At 70.6% G+C, this 14,014-nt stretch carries 15 protein-coding genes; 5 read left to right on the forward strand and 10 right to left on the reverse strand.

The window, feature by feature from the left end:
* The first annotated feature begins 81 nt into the window (after positions 1-81).
* Positions 82-255, forward strand: coding sequence for a DUF3117 domain-containing protein (locus ACMW4R_RS11985; RefSeq protein WP_013586186.1), 174 nt, complete (start codon positions 82-84; stop codon positions 253-255).
* A gap of 99 nt (positions 256-354) precedes the next feature.
* On the opposite strand, the gene ACMW4R_RS11990 is transcribed toward ACMW4R_RS11985, so the two are convergent.
* Positions 355-993 carry an O-methyltransferase gene (locus ACMW4R_RS11990; protein WP_058598008.1) on the reverse strand — a complete coding sequence of 213 codons (639 nt, stop codon included), beginning with the start codon at positions 991-993 and terminating at the stop codon, positions 355-357.
* A 71-nt stretch (positions 994-1,064) separates the two neighbouring features.
* Between ACMW4R_RS11990 and ACMW4R_RS11995 the strand changes: the two genes are divergently transcribed.
* Positions 1,065-1,436 carry a twin-arginine translocase TatA/TatE family subunit gene (locus ACMW4R_RS11995; protein ID WP_058613503.1) on the forward strand — a complete coding sequence of 124 codons (372 nt, stop codon included), beginning with the start codon at positions 1,065-1,067 and terminating at the stop codon, positions 1,434-1,436.
* Between the two features lie 27 nt (positions 1,437-1,463).
* On the opposite strand, the gene ACMW4R_RS12000 is transcribed toward ACMW4R_RS11995, so the two are convergent.
* From ACMW4R_RS12000 to ACMW4R_RS12010, 3 genes are read right to left on the reverse strand one after another with little or no spacing between them, the layout of a single operon-like run.
* Positions 1,464-2,618 (reverse strand): Mrp/NBP35 family ATP-binding protein, encoded by a 1,155-nt coding sequence (locus ACMW4R_RS12000; RefSeq protein ID WP_058626301.1) that lies wholly within the window; start codon positions 2,616-2,618, stop codon positions 1,464-1,466.
* Positions 2,615-3,142: a DUF1003 domain-containing protein gene (locus ACMW4R_RS12005; RefSeq protein ID WP_058613505.1), complete on the reverse strand. Its 528-nt coding sequence runs from the start codon at positions 3,140-3,142 to the stop codon at positions 2,615-2,617. Before ACMW4R_RS12005 ends, ACMW4R_RS12000 begins: the two co-directional genes overlap by 4 nt.
* The gene (locus ACMW4R_RS12010; protein ID WP_058613506.1) at positions 3,142-4,461 is read right to left on the reverse strand and encodes a magnesium transporter MgtE N-terminal domain-containing protein; all 1,320 of its coding nucleotides are present in this window, start codon (positions 4,459-4,461) and stop codon (positions 3,142-3,144) included. The genes ACMW4R_RS12005 and ACMW4R_RS12010 overlap by 1 nt, the downstream gene beginning before the upstream one ends.
* 72 nt (positions 4,462-4,533) lie before the next feature.
* On the opposite strand from ACMW4R_RS12010, the gene ACMW4R_RS12015 reads away from it, so the two are divergent.
* Positions 4,534-5,289, forward strand: coding sequence for a general stress protein (locus ACMW4R_RS12015; RefSeq protein ID WP_058626302.1), 756 nt, complete (start codon positions 4,534-4,536; stop codon positions 5,287-5,289).
* A complete protein-coding gene (locus ACMW4R_RS12020) occupies positions 5,286-5,957 on the forward strand; it encodes an alpha/beta family hydrolase (protein WP_418300019.1) in 672 nt (223 codons plus the stop codon). Before ACMW4R_RS12015 ends, ACMW4R_RS12020 begins: the two co-directional genes overlap by 4 nt.
* A 3-nt stretch (positions 5,958-5,960) precedes the next feature.
* On the opposite strand, the gene ACMW4R_RS12025 is transcribed toward ACMW4R_RS12020, so the two are convergent.
* From ACMW4R_RS12025 to ACMW4R_RS12050, 6 genes are all read right to left on the reverse strand, one after another.
* The gene (locus tag ACMW4R_RS12025; RefSeq protein WP_418300020.1) at positions 5,961-6,443 is read right to left on the reverse strand and encodes a hypothetical protein; all 483 of its coding nucleotides are present in this window, start codon (positions 6,441-6,443) and stop codon (positions 5,961-5,963) included.
* A complete protein-coding gene (locus ACMW4R_RS12030) occupies positions 6,440-8,164 on the reverse strand; it encodes a hypothetical protein (RefSeq protein ID WP_418300021.1) in 1,725 nt (574 codons plus the stop codon). Before ACMW4R_RS12030 ends, ACMW4R_RS12025 begins: the two co-directional genes overlap by 4 nt.
* Complete coding sequence (locus tag ACMW4R_RS12035; protein ID WP_058626306.1) at positions 8,161-8,514, reverse strand: hypothetical protein; 354 nt, start codon at positions 8,512-8,514, stop codon at positions 8,161-8,163. The genes ACMW4R_RS12030 and ACMW4R_RS12035 overlap by 4 nt, the downstream gene beginning before the upstream one ends.
* Positions 8,515-8,596: 82 nt before the next feature.
* Positions 8,597-10,378, reverse strand: coding sequence for a gamma-glutamyltransferase family protein (locus ACMW4R_RS12040; protein ID WP_418300022.1), 1,782 nt, complete (start codon positions 10,376-10,378; stop codon positions 8,597-8,599).
* Positions 10,375-11,847 (reverse strand): aminopeptidase P family protein, encoded by a 1,473-nt coding sequence (locus ACMW4R_RS12045; protein ID WP_058613513.1) that lies wholly within the window; start codon positions 11,845-11,847, stop codon positions 10,375-10,377. Before ACMW4R_RS12045 ends, ACMW4R_RS12040 begins: the two co-directional genes overlap by 4 nt.
* Positions 11,848-11,936: 89 nt before the next feature.
* Positions 11,937-12,959: an endonuclease/exonuclease/phosphatase family protein gene (locus ACMW4R_RS12050; RefSeq protein WP_418300023.1), complete on the reverse strand. Its 1,023-nt coding sequence runs from the start codon at positions 12,957-12,959 to the stop codon at positions 11,937-11,939.
* 141 nt (positions 12,960-13,100) lie between these two features.
* Between ACMW4R_RS12050 and ACMW4R_RS12055 the strand changes: the two genes are divergently transcribed.
* Positions 13,101-13,961, forward strand: a complete 861-nt coding sequence (locus ACMW4R_RS12055) for a PHP domain-containing protein (RefSeq protein ID WP_418300024.1) — start codon at positions 13,101-13,103, stop codon at positions 13,959-13,961.
* The last annotated feature ends 53 nt before the right edge of the window (positions 13,962-14,014 follow it).

Genomic DNA, 14,014 nt, shown 5'->3' on the forward strand with positions numbered 1-14,014 from the left:
CCGCCCCGCGTGGCGTCGGACGACGCGCCACGCGCGCTACCGGTAAACTGTCAGGAGACCAACGACGAAAAGGGGGCCGCGATGGCAGCCATGAAGCCGCGAACCGGTGACGGACCGATGGAGGCCGTGAAGGAGGGCCGGCTGATCATCGTGCGCGTGCCGCTCGAGGGTGGCGGGCGACTCGTCGTCTCGGTGAACGATGCCGAGGCGAAGGAACTGCACGACGTGCTCGGTGGTGTCGTCAACGCATCCTGACGGAACTTCACGAGAGAAGGCCGGTCCCTGACGGGGCCGGCCTTCTCTCGTTGGGTGACTATCGCGGTGCAGCGGGTGAACCGCGGGGTCATGCCCCGCTCAGGACGTCGGCGAGACGGTCGTCAGCTGCAAGAGGCCCTCGCCCGTGGTGGACAGGGCTCCGAAGACGGCGGGTGACGCCTGGACCTCCTGGATGAGGGAGCGGTACGCCGTCGTCACCGCGTCGCGGCGAACGGGATCGGCGACGGCGCCGCCCGCGAGGACGCGTGGAATGAGCACCGTGCCGCCCGCGCGCACGAGGCGCAGGCCGTGCTCGACGTACTCGATGACGCCGTCGGGGTCGGCGTCGATGAAGACGATGTCGTACGACGCTTCGTTCATGCGGGGGAGGACTTCGGCCGCACGGCCCGTGATGAAGCGTGCTCGCGCCGCAGGAATCCGCGCATCGGCGAACGCCGCGCGCGCGGCTCCGAGATGCTCCGGCTCGCTGTCGATGGTGGTCAGCGTGGCGCGCGGAGAACCGTGCAAGAGCCAGAGTCCCGAGACGCCGCCGCCCGTGCCGACCTCGACGACGTTCAGCGCGCGCGTCGCGGCCGCGAGAAGCGCCGTCTGCGCGCCGACCGCGGGGCTGATCGGGGCGGCACCCAGCTCGAGCGCGTGCGCGCGAGCCCGGGCGATGTGCTCCGGCTCCACCGTCGATTCCTGCACGAACCGTTCGTTCGCCTCGTAACCACTCACCTGGACCTCCGTGCCCAGGCTAGAGGGCGGGGTCGTGCCGGAGGCCGAGGCGCGGCGGGTAATCTGAACTCATGTTCTTCGGGCTCACCATCGAGAAGCTCATGCTGATCGGTGTGGTCGCCGCACTCGTCATCGGCCCCGAGCGCCTCCCCAAGTACGCCGAAGCCCTCGCGAAGCTCACCCGTCGCGCGAAAGAGACGCTGCAGGGAGCGAAATCGCGCATGCGCGAGGAGATGGGGCCGGAGTTTGACGAGGTCGACTGGCGCAAGCTCGACCCGCGTCAGTACGACCCGCGTCGCATCGTCCGCGAAGCTCTCCTCGACGACACCCCGACGGCGACGATGCGCGCCGCCGGTGCCGCCGCCGTCGCCGCGCGTGTCACACCCGAGAAGCCGCCCTTCGTTCCCGGGTCGGTTCCCCCGTTCGACGACGAGTCCACCTGAGACCCGCCGCCCGTCAGCGGGTGGCCGTCACGCCGACGGGGTGACGCGGAGCGCTCGTCCGGCGAGCCCACGCGGGTTCACGGCGAGAGCCGCCGCCGCCGCGTCGATGGCGCGTGATGCGGGATCGTCGGGTGCGCCCAGCACCACGGGGTGGCCGTCGTCTCCGCCTCCGCGGAGTGCCGGGCTCAACGGGACGGATGCCAGGAGGGGCACGTCGTCGTCGACGGTCGACAGGGCGCGAGCCACGGCCTCGCCGCCGCCGGAGCCGAACAGGTCGAGCGAGCTGCCGTCCGGGAGCGTCATCGCGGCCATGTTCTCGATCACGCCGATCACGCGCTGTCCCGTCTGACGGGCGACCGTTCCGGAACGGACCGCGACGTCGGCCGCGGCCGCCTGCGGGGTCGTCACGACGAGGACGTCGGCGTGGGGGAGAAGCTGGCCCACGGAGATCGCCACGTCGCCCGTTCCCGGCGGCATGTCGAGCAGCAGCACATCGAGGTCCCCGAAGAACACGTCGGTGAGGAACTGCTGCACGGTGCGGTGCAGCATCGGACCCCGCCAGGCGACGGCGCCCGCGGCATCCTCTCCCGGACGACGGAGGAACATGCCGATCGAGATCACCTTCACCCCGTAGGCCACCGGCGGCAGGATCAGCTCGTCGATCCGCGTCGGGGCGGGCGGGAGGCCGTCGGCATCGATCAGGCCGAGCAGTCCGGGGATCGAGAAGCCGTGCACGTCGGCGTCGATCAAGCCGACGCGAAGGCCTCGGGCCGCGAGAGCGACCGCGAGGTTCGCCGTCAAGGTCGACTTGCCGACACCGCCCTTGCCGCTGGTGACGGCGATGACGCGCGTGAGCGAGTCCGGACCGAAGGGCATCTCACGCTTCGCCCGCCCGCCGCGCAGCTTCTCGGTGAGGGCTCTGCGCTCGTCGGGTGACATCACCCCGACCCGCACGTCGACCGCATCGATCCCGGCGACCGAGGCCGCGGCATCCCGGACGTCGCGTTCGATGCGGTCGGCGGCGGGGCACCCGACGATCGTCAGGGCGATACCGACGTCGGCCCGGGAGCCGTGGACGTCGATCTCGCGCACCATGTCGAGCTCGCCGAGGGGTCGACGGAGCTCGGGGTCGGTCACCGCGGCGACGGCCGCGCGGACACGTTCGGCGAGTTCGACCGTCACGGCGCGGGCCGTGACTGCTCGTCGTGGTCGTCGAGTCGTTGGAGTGCGGCGCGCAGCTCGGCACGCAGCGTGTCCTTCGTGATGACCTCGTCCGTCAGGTCGCGGACGGCCATGCGCAGGGCGACGATCTCGCGTGCGAGGTACTCGGTATCGGCGAGGTTGCGCTCGGCGCGCTGACGGTCTTGCTCGATCTGCACGCGGTCGCGATCGTCCTGGCGGTTCTGCGCGAGCAGGATCAGGGGGGCCGCGTACGACGCTTGCAGAGAGAGCACGAGGGTCAGCGCCGTGAAGCCGATCGCGGCGGAGTCGAAGCGCCAGTCATCGGGGGCGATGGAGTTCCATCCCATCCACAGCACGCAGAAAAGCGTCAGCGACAGGAGGAAGGTCGGCGTGCCCATTGCTCGCGCGACCCACTCGGTGAAACGGCCGAAGCGATCGCGAGACGGCTGCGGGGTCCGCGGGGCGAGAACGCGGCCGCGGCCGCGGGGCGCGTCGAGAGCGGGCTGGCGGTTGTTCCGAGCCATCAGCGCCTCCTCGGGGTCGGTGGGGTCTGGACGGGGATGCTCTGCGTCGCGGTGGGTCTGAGTGTGACCTTGGGCGTCGGATCATCGCTGTCGTGTGTGCGCCAGTCGTCGGGCAGGAGATAGTCGAGGACGTCGTCGACGCTGACGCAGCCGACGAGCCGGTGCGCCTGGTCGATCACGGGCAGCGAGACGAGGTTGTAGCTCGCCAGCAGGCGCGCGACCTCCGCTGCCGTCGCATCGGCGGGCACCGGTTCGAGCGTGTCGTCGATGATCGCGCCGAGGCGCTCGTGCGGCGGGTAGCGGAGCATCCGCTGGAAGTGCACGGTGCCGAGGAGTCGCCCCGTCGGCGTCTCGTAGGGCGGGAGGGTGATGAAGACGGATGCCGCGAGCGCGGGGTGCAGCTCGTGGCGGCGGATGAGGGCCAGGGCCTCGGCCACGGTGGCATCCGCCGACAGCACGATGGGCTCCGGGGTCATGAGACCGCCGGCGGTGTCGGGGCCGTACTGAAGAAGGGCGCGCACGTCGTCGGCCTCTTCGGGCTCCATGAGCTCGAGCAGCTGTTCGGAACGGGACTCGGGCAGCTGGCCGAGGAGGTCGGCTGCGTCGTCGGGCTCCATGGCATCCAGGATGTCGGCGGCCCGCTCGTCGCCCAGCTGCTCGAGGATGTGGACCTGCTCGTCTTCGGGCATCTCTTCGAGGGCGTCGGCGAGGCGATCGTCGCTGAGCTCTTCGGCGACCTCGATGAGGCGCTCCTCGGGGAGGTCGAGCAGGGTATTGGCGAGATCGGCCGGCTTGAGCTCGGAGTACGTCGCGACGAGCTGTTCGGCCGACTGCGCTTCGCCCGGCGTCTGGTTTTCTCGCACCTCGGTCCACGCGGCGAACGTCGTGGCGCCCTTCGCGAAGGGGGACGCACTCGTGCGCGGACGACGGAGGAAGAGCTGGCCCACGTCCCACTCGCCGAGCCGGTTGCGCTCGATCGCGACGTCCTCGATGACGGCCGTGCCGGAGCCGTCGACCAGGCTCACGCGGCGGCCGAGCATCTCGGCCATGACCCGGACTTCGCCGCCGCGCTGCTGGAAACGGCGCACATTGATGAGGCCGGTCGTGATGACCTGACCGGCCTGGATGGAGGTGACGCGTCCGATGGACACGAACACATGTCGGCGCCCGGGAATCTCGACGACGAGCCCCACGACGCGCGGTGCGGCCGACGCGCGGTAGATCACCACGACGTCTCGCACCTTCCCCAGGCGGTCGCCCGCCGGATCGAACACCGTGCAGCCCGCCAAGCGGGCGACGAAAACCCTTTGCGTGCTCACCGGTACAGCGTAGTCCGCAGCTCATCGCGAACACCTCGGTGACGCCTCAGGAGCACGTGACAAGATGGTGAAATGAGTATGTTGACGGGGCGGCCGGGAGCCGGGCGCGACGAGGTCGGCGAGAAGGTCGCGTCGTTCCCGACGTACGAGCAGGCCCAGAAGGCCGTGTCCTCCCTCATCGCCGGCGAGGTACCCGCGCGCGACATCGCGATCGTGGGGACCGGGCTCCGATCCGTCGAACGCATCACGGGCCGTCTCGGATACGCCACGGCGGCGCGATCCGGGGCGCTGAACGGTCTGATGATCGGTCTGCTCTTCGCCTTCATCTTCGTGCTCGGTCAGCCCACGGCGCAGGTCGCGACCTTCCTCGGCGTGCTGCTCGTGGGCATGGCGCTCGGAATGCTCCTGAGCCTCGGCACCTACTCGATCATCCGGCGCCGACGGGACTTCGCGTCGGTCATGCAGGTCACCGCCGACCACTACGACGTCTGCGTGGCCGCCCCCAGCCTTCACAAGGCCCGCGGGGTGCTCGGCCCCACGGGCACCGCGCGCACGGTGGTCGCGCGCCCGCCGGTCTCGGTGGACGACGCCCCGCCGCAGTACGGCGAACGGGTGGCCCCCGGCGGCGCGTCGCCGTCGACCCCGCGTCCCGCCGCTCCGAGCTCCGCACCCGCGTCGGACGAGCCGCCGCGCTACGGGGAACGCATCGTTCCGCCCACGCCGCAGGCCCATCCGGACGAGTCGGCCGGCACCGGGTCCGCCGACGCTGATCCTGTCGCCGGTGAGCCGCGAGGCGACGCCCCCGAGGCGCCGCGCGAAGAGCGGTGACCGCCGAACCGGTCCGGATCCCGGTCGAGTCGCCGGGCGGCGCGTCGAGTGTGTCGGGGCTGTGGGAAGCGCCCGATGGCGCGTCCGCCACGATCGCGCTGGCCCACGGGGCGGGCGCGGGCATGACGCACCCGTTCCTCGAGGGTCTTGCCGCGGCCCTCGTCGAAGACGGTTTCGCCGTGCTGCGGTTCGTCTTCCCGTACGTCGAGGCGGGACGCCGGATGCCGGGACCCGCCGCCGCGGCCACGACCACCTGGGCGGGTGTGCAGGCGTGGTGCGCCGCGGCATCGGCGCCGGGCGTCTTCGTCGCGGCAGGAAAGTCGTACGGCGGGCGCATGGCATCCGTCGCCGCGAGTGAGGGACTGCTGAGCCCCGCCGGACTCGTCTACCTGGGCTATCCCCTTCATCCTCCCGGTCGACCTGACAAGCCGCGGGTCGAACACCTGCCTCGGGTCGAACCGCCGCAGCTGTTCGTCGAGGGCGAGAACGACCCCTTCGTCGACCCCCACGAGCAACTCCTGGAGGCAGTGGACTCGTGCTCGGATGCCCGTGTGCACTGGATCGCCGGTGCGAACCACTCGTTCGAGGTGAAAGGCGCGCGGCGGCCGGCCGACGAGATCGGCGCGGGATTGGCGCCGGTGGTGGCGGAGTTCGTCCGGGCGCTGTGAGGGCTACGGGCGCTGGTCTTCGGACAGGGTGCCGCAGCGGGAGATGGCGAGGAGTTCCACCGCTCTGCGTCCCTCGAAGGTTCGCTCCTCCACCGTCAGACTCATTCGAGGGGAGTCGCGCACCAGATAAACCTGGGGATGGCTTACGGGGATTCCGAGGCTATCGGAGCGCCACCCATCGCCCAGCGCTTCGGGAAATTGGTCGATGAAGGCGGTCACATCGAACGATCCGTCGACGAAGATCAGCCACTGCCCCGTGTAGAAGCTCCCCTTACTGGCTCCGAGGGACAAAGAGTCGCCGCAGGGGTAAGGGTCGAAACTCTCGTTCGGCTCGATGCTTCGCGGCTCAGGCACCATGTCCGCTACCTGCGTGAGAACCGCGACCGTTTCCGCTCGAACCTCGTCGTAGGTGGGCGGCGTTGGTGTGCAGCCACTCATCATGAGAAGTCCTATCCCTAACGTGATTGATGTGATCGTCTTCCTCATTCGCCCGCCCCTCTGAGAAGAAGCGACTTGACGCTGCGGAGAACCGGTCCGTTGACCGATTCTTCGTCGCTCATCAGCGCATTGTGGTGTTCGACGCTGTCCGCGACAATGCCAATTGCGCCGCCAACAACGAGATTTCCCGGGTCCAATCCTGGTAGCCCTGTCTCGACGATCTGTACGCCCGGAAAGGACTCCGGGGGCACGCTGAACCCGAGATTTGCGAGGCTCAGACCCGCGTAGTAGCGGTTGATGTCGTCCGGTGCCTGCGCGGCGAAGTATCGCGTCTCGGGCGATGGTTGGTAAGGCCCGATCGCACCGACCGTGGCGGCCATGAACCGAGCATCGACGACTCCTCCGTACGACTCGGCGGCGCTTCCGATGGCTCCCGCATACGAGTGCTCGTAGCTCATCGTCCAGAGGTCCGGTCGCGTGGCATCGATTCCCTGCACGAAGCGCGCGTACTCGGGCGAGCGCTCCAACGCGTAGGTGGTCAGCTGCGGGCCACCTCCTGATGGAATGTCGGAAAGTTGGGGCATCGGTCCAGACAGGACAGTGAAACTCACGACGGCTCCCATCCCCGCTCTGGTCTCCCACTCCGCAACCCGCGTCACCGGCACATCGCCGAAGAACGACTCCGCTCGTGTGTTCGTTCCCGGAACGACGAACAGTGCCGACGTCGCCGTCGCCGGATCGCCCGACATCTCGATGAGAGAGCCATGGTCGGGGTCCCACGCGTAGAGCTGCTTCCGTCCGTCCTGGACGGCCTGGAAGTACGCGATCTCCCGATCGAGGTCGCTCACCCGACGGTTCGCCTCCGCGCGTGGAACCCGGAGGGAGGGTCCGAGGCCATCGACCACGCCGACGGCGTCCAGCCGCTGGCGGAGGAGTTCTTCGACGCGCGACGCGGCCCGCGCGCGATTGGCGGTGACGCGGGCCGTGATCGCCACGCCGTCGAGGTTCCCGATCACCGAGGGGATCGCCATGGTCAGCTGCTCGGCCGTGGTGACCGGCAGGGCGTTCCACCACACGGCCACGGCCGCCGGGCGGGCGCGATGAAGGATGCCGGTCCAGTCGGGGTGCGCGGTGAGGAGAGCCGCTGCGCGCGAGCCCCCGTGGTCCGCCAACCGGGCGAGAAGCGGCAGGGCCGCGGCATCCGTGATCGATGTCGACGCTTCGGCGATGAGTTGTTCGTCGACACGCAGCAGGTTCGACAGCGACCAGGGGATCTCGGGGATCGACCGCAGCGACGCCGTGCACGCGTCGACCGCGGCGTCCCATCTGTCGACGAGGGTCGCGCAGTCGCGACGGAAGGCGGCTTCCTCGTCTGCGCGCACGGCATCGGCCACAGCCCGGCCGAAGCGATCATCGGGGAGGGGCGCCTGGTACAGACCGGGGGCCGAGCGCCGCGCGATGCGTTCGACGAGACCATCGCGCTCGCGTTCGATCGCCTCGAGCTCGTCCGCCAGCGTTTCGATCGCGGTGCAGGCCGAACCGAGTCCCGTCGCGATCTCGACCGCCGCGGGGCCGATCGTGATCAGCGCGTCCTGCAGATCCTGTGCCTCCGGCGCGCGGTATACGGCGGGGAGCATTCCCCAGGCGAGCAGGACGTCCTCGGTGTTCAGGCGCAGAGGCGCGACCGCGCGGCGCACGGCCTCCGCGCAGCGGCGGAGGTCGGCCGGGCTCGCGGGGCCGACCGGAATCGCGGCGGTATCGATGGTCATGACGGGCGCGCACCGAATCGCGAGGGGTCGAACAGTGGTGCTGCGGCACGGGCGTCGGCCGCGGAGGTCGTCGTCGCCATCTGATCGTCGGCCGTCACGTAGGCGGCGATGATCCGACGAAGAGCCGTCACCGCGGCGAGGCCGTGCGAGACCACTCCGCGCGACAGCCTCACACGAGGCTCCGCGCCGTCGTCGAACGCCGCCTGCGCCGACGTCGCTCCCGACAGGGCGGTGCTCAGTGCGTCGACGGTATCTCGAAGCGCATCGGAACACGCGAGCGTCTCGTCGAGGGCACGTCGCAGGCGGTCGGCGATCCCGATGACCTGGTCGGGCTGCAGCGCATAGGACATGCCGGGATGTTAGGGACTTTCGCGCCGTCCGATTTTCACCCTGTGGACAGCGCGACCACGTTTCACCCGCCGCGGCGGACGGTCATCGTCCGGCGGCGTAGCCCTGCATCCCGCGAGGGTTGGCGGCTGCCCATAGCAGTCCGCTCGCGTCCCGACCGACGGCACTCACCCGGCCCAACGCCCAGTCACCGGCCACGGTCACCCGGTGGCCCCGGCGCTCGAGTTCCGCGATCACCCCGTCACCGATCCGCCGCTCGGCCATCGCCCCCGCCGGTGTCCACGTGCGCGGCCAGAACGAGTCGGCGATGGCCGTCGTGTGCAGGGTCGGGGCGTCGATCGCCTGCTGCGGTGTGTATCCGCCGACGAGCATGCGCAGGAGCACCGGCAACTGCCACTGGTCCTGCTGGTCGCCACCCGGAGACCCGAGCGCGGTGACCTCGTCTCCTCGCGTGAGAAGGGTCGGCGTCAGAGTGGTTCGGGGTCGTCGCCGCGGGGTGAGCGAGGCGGGGTGACCCGGAACCAGCCAGGTCATCTGCAGGCGGGTGCCGAGGCAGAACCCCAGCTCGGGGATGGTCGGGGAGGACTGCAACCACCCTCCCGACGGCGTCGCCGAGATCGCGTTTCCCCAGCGGTCGATGACGTCGATGTGGCAGGTATCGCCGCGCGTCTGCCCCGAACGATCAACCGTCGGTTCACCCGTTGCGCCGGCGGAGACACCCGCTTCGGTCCGCAGAGGAGGGACCACCGGATGCCTTCCCTCGGGCGCCCCGGGACGGAACTCCCGCGACGCCTCGTCGCCGATCAGATTCCGCCGTTGTGCGACGTAGTCGTCCGCCAGCAGGGCAGCGGGAGACACCGAGCCGTCACCGTCGCCGAACCACGCATCGCGATCCGCGTAGGCGAGCTTCTGCGCCTCGAGGACGGTGTGCGCACCGCGCCCGGTGCCGATGTCGAGCGCGTCGTCGTCGAACGGCTCCAGGAGCTTGAGGGTCTGCAGCAGCGCGGAACCTTGCGTCCACACCCCCGGCTTGTAGACGTCCCATCCGCGGAAGCGAGCGGAGACCGCGGCTTCGACAGCGGCGCGCCAGTCACGGACGTCGTCGGCACTCAGGACGCCGCGGTGCTCGCCGCCGTCGGAGTGCACGTGCGGTCGGGAGAGGAACGCGGCCGCCACGGGGAGGACGTCGCCGGCCCATCGGTCGCGGGCGGCGTCGATGCGCTCCTCCCGGGAGTCGCTCGAGCGACCAGCCTCGATGAGTGCCTGCAGGACGTCGGCGTACGCCGGGTTCCGCACGACGGTGTCCGGCGCGGGTTCCTCGCCGTCCGGCATCCATCGCGCGACAGACGAGGGCCAGTGGTCGCGGAACAGCTCGGCCACGCGGCCGATCGTCATGGCCGCTCCCGCGACCAGAGGATGGCCGTCGCGGGCGTAGCCGATGGCGTAGGCGAGCACGTCGGCGAGTTCCCACGTTCCGTGGTCGCGGAGGAGCAGGAGCCACGCGTCGACGGCTCCGGGGACCGTCGCGGCGAGCCCGCCGGCGCCGGGGACGAGGTCGAGGCCGAGACCGGTCATGTGGGCGATCGTGGCGGCGGCGGGGGCCGGCCCCTGGCCCATCAGGACGACGGGCTCAGGTGCCCCCGCGGGACGCACGAGCGCGACCAGGTCGCCCCCGGGTCCGTTGAGATGGGGTTCGACGATGTGCAGCACGAAAGCGGCGGCGACGGCGGCGTCGAACGCCGTGCCACCGCGCTCGAGGACGGCCTGCGCGGTCGCCGTGGCGGTCCAATGGGTGGATGCCGACATCCCGAACGTTCCCCGGAGGGTCGGGCGCGTGGTGAACGACGCCGGGGGAGTGAACGTCACCGCGACAGCCGAGCGATCCAGTCCTCGACCTCGTCCGCGGTCCGCGGGATGCCGGCCGAGAGGTTGACGGGCCCGTCCGAGGTCATGACGATGTCGTCCTCGATGCGCACGCCGATGCCGCGATACTCCTCGGGGACGGTGAGGTCGTCGATCTGGAAGTAGAGACCGGGCTCGATGGTGAACACCATCCCCGGCTCGAGCAGACCGTCGTAGTACATCTCGCGACGAGCCTGAGCGCAGTCGTGCACGTCGATGCCGAGGTGATGGCTCGTGCCGTGCACCATGTAGCGGCGGTGCTGGCCGCCGGTGTCGGCATCGAGGGCCTCCTGCGCCGTGACGGGGAGCAGGCCCCACTCGGCCACGCGAGCGGCGATGACCTCCATCGCGGCTTCATGGACACGGCGGAACGGCACACCGGGTCGCGCCGCGTCGAATGCCGCGTCGGCCGCCTCGCGAACCGCCTCGTACACCCGGCGCTGTACCTCGGTGAACCGCCCCGAAACGGGGAGGGTGCGGGTGATGTCGGCGGTGTAGAGGCTGTCGACCTCGACGCCGGCGTCCACGAGGATGAGATCTCCCGGCGTGACCGCGCCGTCGTTGCGCGTCCAGTGCAGGTAGCACGCGTGGGGGCCGGATGCCGCGATCGTGTCGTACCCGACCGCGTTGCCGTCGGCGCGAGCGCGCTGATGGAAGACGCCCTCGACGACGCGCTCTCCGCGGGGGTGCTCGATGATCCGCGGGAGCTCCGCGACGATGTCGTCGAAGCCGCGTGCGGTGACTTCTACCGCGAGGGCCATCTCGGCGAGCTCGAACTCGTCCTTGACCAGACGGAGTTCGGACACGAACCGCGTCAGCTCGTCATCCTCGCCGACCGTCCGGTCGGCGTCGGAGGCGACGAAATCGGCGACGTGCGCCGTCGCAAGACCCAGGTCGGCCGCGACGCCGTCGAGGGCCGGGCGAGGCCCGATCCAGAACTCGCCCACCGACGCATCGGCGTAGAACTCGGGGGTCGTGCGGTCGGCCCGCTCGCGGAAGTACAACACGACCTCGTGACCCTCGTCACGCGGTTCGAAGACCAGCACGGAATCGGGCTCGGCATCGGACGCCCACCCGGTCAAGTGGGCGAAAGCCGAGTGCGCGCGGAACGGGTAGTCGGTGTCGTTGCTGCGTTGCTTCAGTCCGCCGGCGGGGACGACGAGCCTCTGACCGGGGAAGGCCGCGGAGACCTTCGCTCGACGGCGTGCCGCCCACGCCGCCTGCTCGCGCGGGCTCGGCAGGGACTCCGCGCGCTCGGCCCATCCCGTCGAGATGGTCTCGAGGAAGCCCTTCGGGAACGGAGCCTTGCGGTTCGTCGTCGAGTTCTCGGCCGCGCCCGACCCGTCAGCGCCGTTCGCCTGCGGCTCGGCCGTGGTGGGAGTGGCTGCGTGCTCGGAAGGGGCGATCGTGTCGCCGGTGGCGGGGGTGTCCATTCCTCCAGTCTCGCACCGCTCGACGGCGTCCGCTCGGGCGGCGCCGAGCGTGTCGTCGGTGCCGGGTGCGCGGCATCCGGAATCGTCCGTCAGCCGGCGGTGCGTTCGAGCTGAACGACGAGCGGACGGTGGTCACTGCCCGAACCGTCGAGGGTGCGCATGACGATCGAACCCGAGACGGTCCAGTCCGGCGTCGCCATGACGTGGTCGATCGGGGCGCCGAGCATCGCGGGGATGTCCGTGGGCCACGTGCCCACGCCCCCGTTACCGCTCGCGGAGGTGGTGTCGCGACAGCGGCCGAGGGTGCCGCCGTCGACCCCGAGCCCGCTCATGTGGTCGATCGTCGCGTTGAAGTCGCCCGCGAGGATGACGTTGTCGCTCGCGCACTGGTCGGCGAGCCAGGTCAGGTCGGACCGCCACTGCGTCATGTAGTCCTCGCGCGGGGCGACGGCGTGCGCGGCGACGATGATGGGGCCGTCTCCGGAGACGGGCATCGCGACGGCGCTCGGCACGGTGGAGGTGTTGCTCGAGCCGTCGAGCGAGGAGTCGATGACGGAGTAGTCGCCCAGCTCGGGCCGGATGAGCACGGTCGTGGAGGTGGCTCCCCACCCGGTGCCGCCGTATTCGGCGTGATGAGCCCACATCGGACGGCCCATGTCGCGCATGAGCTCTGCCACGCGCGTGCCGGTGTCGATCGTCGTCTCGGGCAGCGTCACGACATCGGCCTGCATGTCGACGGCGAACTGCGCGATGGACTCGGCCGAGGTGGCGGCACCCGCGGTGTTCCACGTCATGACGCGGAGGCTCGTCGCGGTCTTGTCGGGGAGGGTCTCATCTCCCGTGCCGCGCTGGACGATCATCAGGCCGTTCGCGCCCGCGGCCACGCCGAAGATCAGCACGGAGGTGAGGGCGAGCGCACGGAGCGGGCGGATGAGGGCGAAGAGCAGCGCCAGCACCGCGGCCGCGGCGAAAGCGGCGCCCAGAGCGGCGCGGAAGGAGATGATCTGCACGAGCGGGAACGTGCGTTCGAGGCCGAACACGCCGGGCCACGTGAGCACCGCGGCGCCCGCAGCGAACACGAGCGCGACGATGACTCCGAACAGGCGACGCACGCGCTCGACCCTAGGCGAATCGCCTGGGAGAACGACGGATGCCGCGGCCTCGGTGCGCGGCCCGCGTCGGCGCTTTCGCCCGTGGATTCGCCCGCGTGTTCGCGCCCGACCGGCGGCACGGAGCCGCGCTAGGCTCGACGGGTGGAGCATGATCGTCGATTCGAGGGGCCGAGCGACCTGCACCTCCACTCGACGCACTCCGACGGCACGGAATCGCCGGCCCTCGTCATGGCGGCGGCGCACCGACACGGTCTGCGCACCGCGGCGCTCACGGATCACGACACCACGTCCGGATGGGCGGAGGCCGCCGACGCCGCCACCTCGCTCGGGATGACCTTCGTGCCGGGGATGGAACTTTCGGCTCGTCACCGGTGGCGGAGCGTCCACGTGCTCGCCTACCTCGTCGACCCGGACGACGCGGACCTCCGCGCGATGACCGACCGCGTCCGCTCGTCGCGACTGGATCGCGCGCAGATCATGGCGGAACGCATCTCACGCGACTACGACATCGCCTGGGACGACATCGTCGCGCAGACGACCGACGGCGCGACCGTGGGACGCCCGCACATCGCGGATGCGCTCGTCGCGCGGGGGATCGTCGCCGATCGGACCGAGGCGTTCGCGGGCATTCTGCACCCCTCGAACGACTACTACGTCGCGCTGTACGCACCGGACCCGGTTACCGCGGTCGAGCTGGTCGTCGCGGCGGGCGGGGTGCCGATCGTCGCGCATCCGGCCGGTCGTTCGCTGCTGCCCGACAGCGTCACCATGGCGATGCTGGACGCGGGACTCGCCGGGTTCGAGCTCGCCCATCGCGAGAACCTCCCCGAGCCGACCGCGCTGCTGGCCGAGCTCGCCGCCGAGCGCGATCTGATCGTGACCGGCTCGAGCGACTACCACGGCCTCGGCAAGCCCAACGTTCCGGGAGAGAACACCACCTCCGACGAGATGGTCGCGCGGATCTTCGCGCTCGGTCGCGGGACGGCGCCGGTCTTCCCGTAGGCGCCGGGATCGGCCGGCCGGGGCGGCACTCATCGATAAACGCTGTCGGCGCG

Source organism: Microbacterium sp. S1037 (genome assembly GCF_048381605.1).
GTDB lineage: Bacteria > Actinomycetota > Actinomycetes > Actinomycetales > Microbacteriaceae > Microbacterium > Microbacterium testaceum_B.

Bases quoted from the DNA above. Each gene is read 5' to 3' on its own strand.
- ACMW4R_RS12005 (WP_058613505.1), bottom strand. From the start codon at position 3,142: ATGGCTCGGAACAACCGCCAGCCCGCTCTCGACGCGCCCCGCGGCCGC.
- ACMW4R_RS12035 (WP_058626306.1), bottom strand. From the start codon at position 8,514: ATGTCCTATGCGCTGCAGCCCGACCAGGTCATCGGGATCGCCGACCGC.
- ACMW4R_RS12030 (WP_418300021.1), bottom strand. From the start codon at position 8,164: ATGACCATCGATACCGCCGCGATTCCGGTCGGCCCCGCGAGCCCGGCC.
- ACMW4R_RS12015 (WP_058626302.1), top strand. From the start codon at position 4,534: ATGAGTATGTTGACGGGGCGGCCGGGAGCCGGGCGCGACGAGGTCGGC.
- ACMW4R_RS11995 (WP_058613503.1), top strand. From the start codon at position 1,065: ATGTTCTTCGGGCTCACCATCGAGAAGCTCATGCTGATCGGTGTGGTC.
- ACMW4R_RS12025 (WP_418300020.1), bottom strand. From the start codon at position 6,443: ATGAGGAAGACGATCACATCAATCACGTTAGGGATAGGACTTCTCATG.
- ACMW4R_RS11985 (WP_013586186.1), top strand. From the start codon at position 82: ATGGCAGCCATGAAGCCGCGAACCGGTGACGGACCGATGGAGGCCGTG.
- ACMW4R_RS12045 (WP_058613513.1), bottom strand. From the start codon at position 11,847: ATGGACACCCCCGCCACCGGCGACACGATCGCCCCTTCCGAGCACGCA.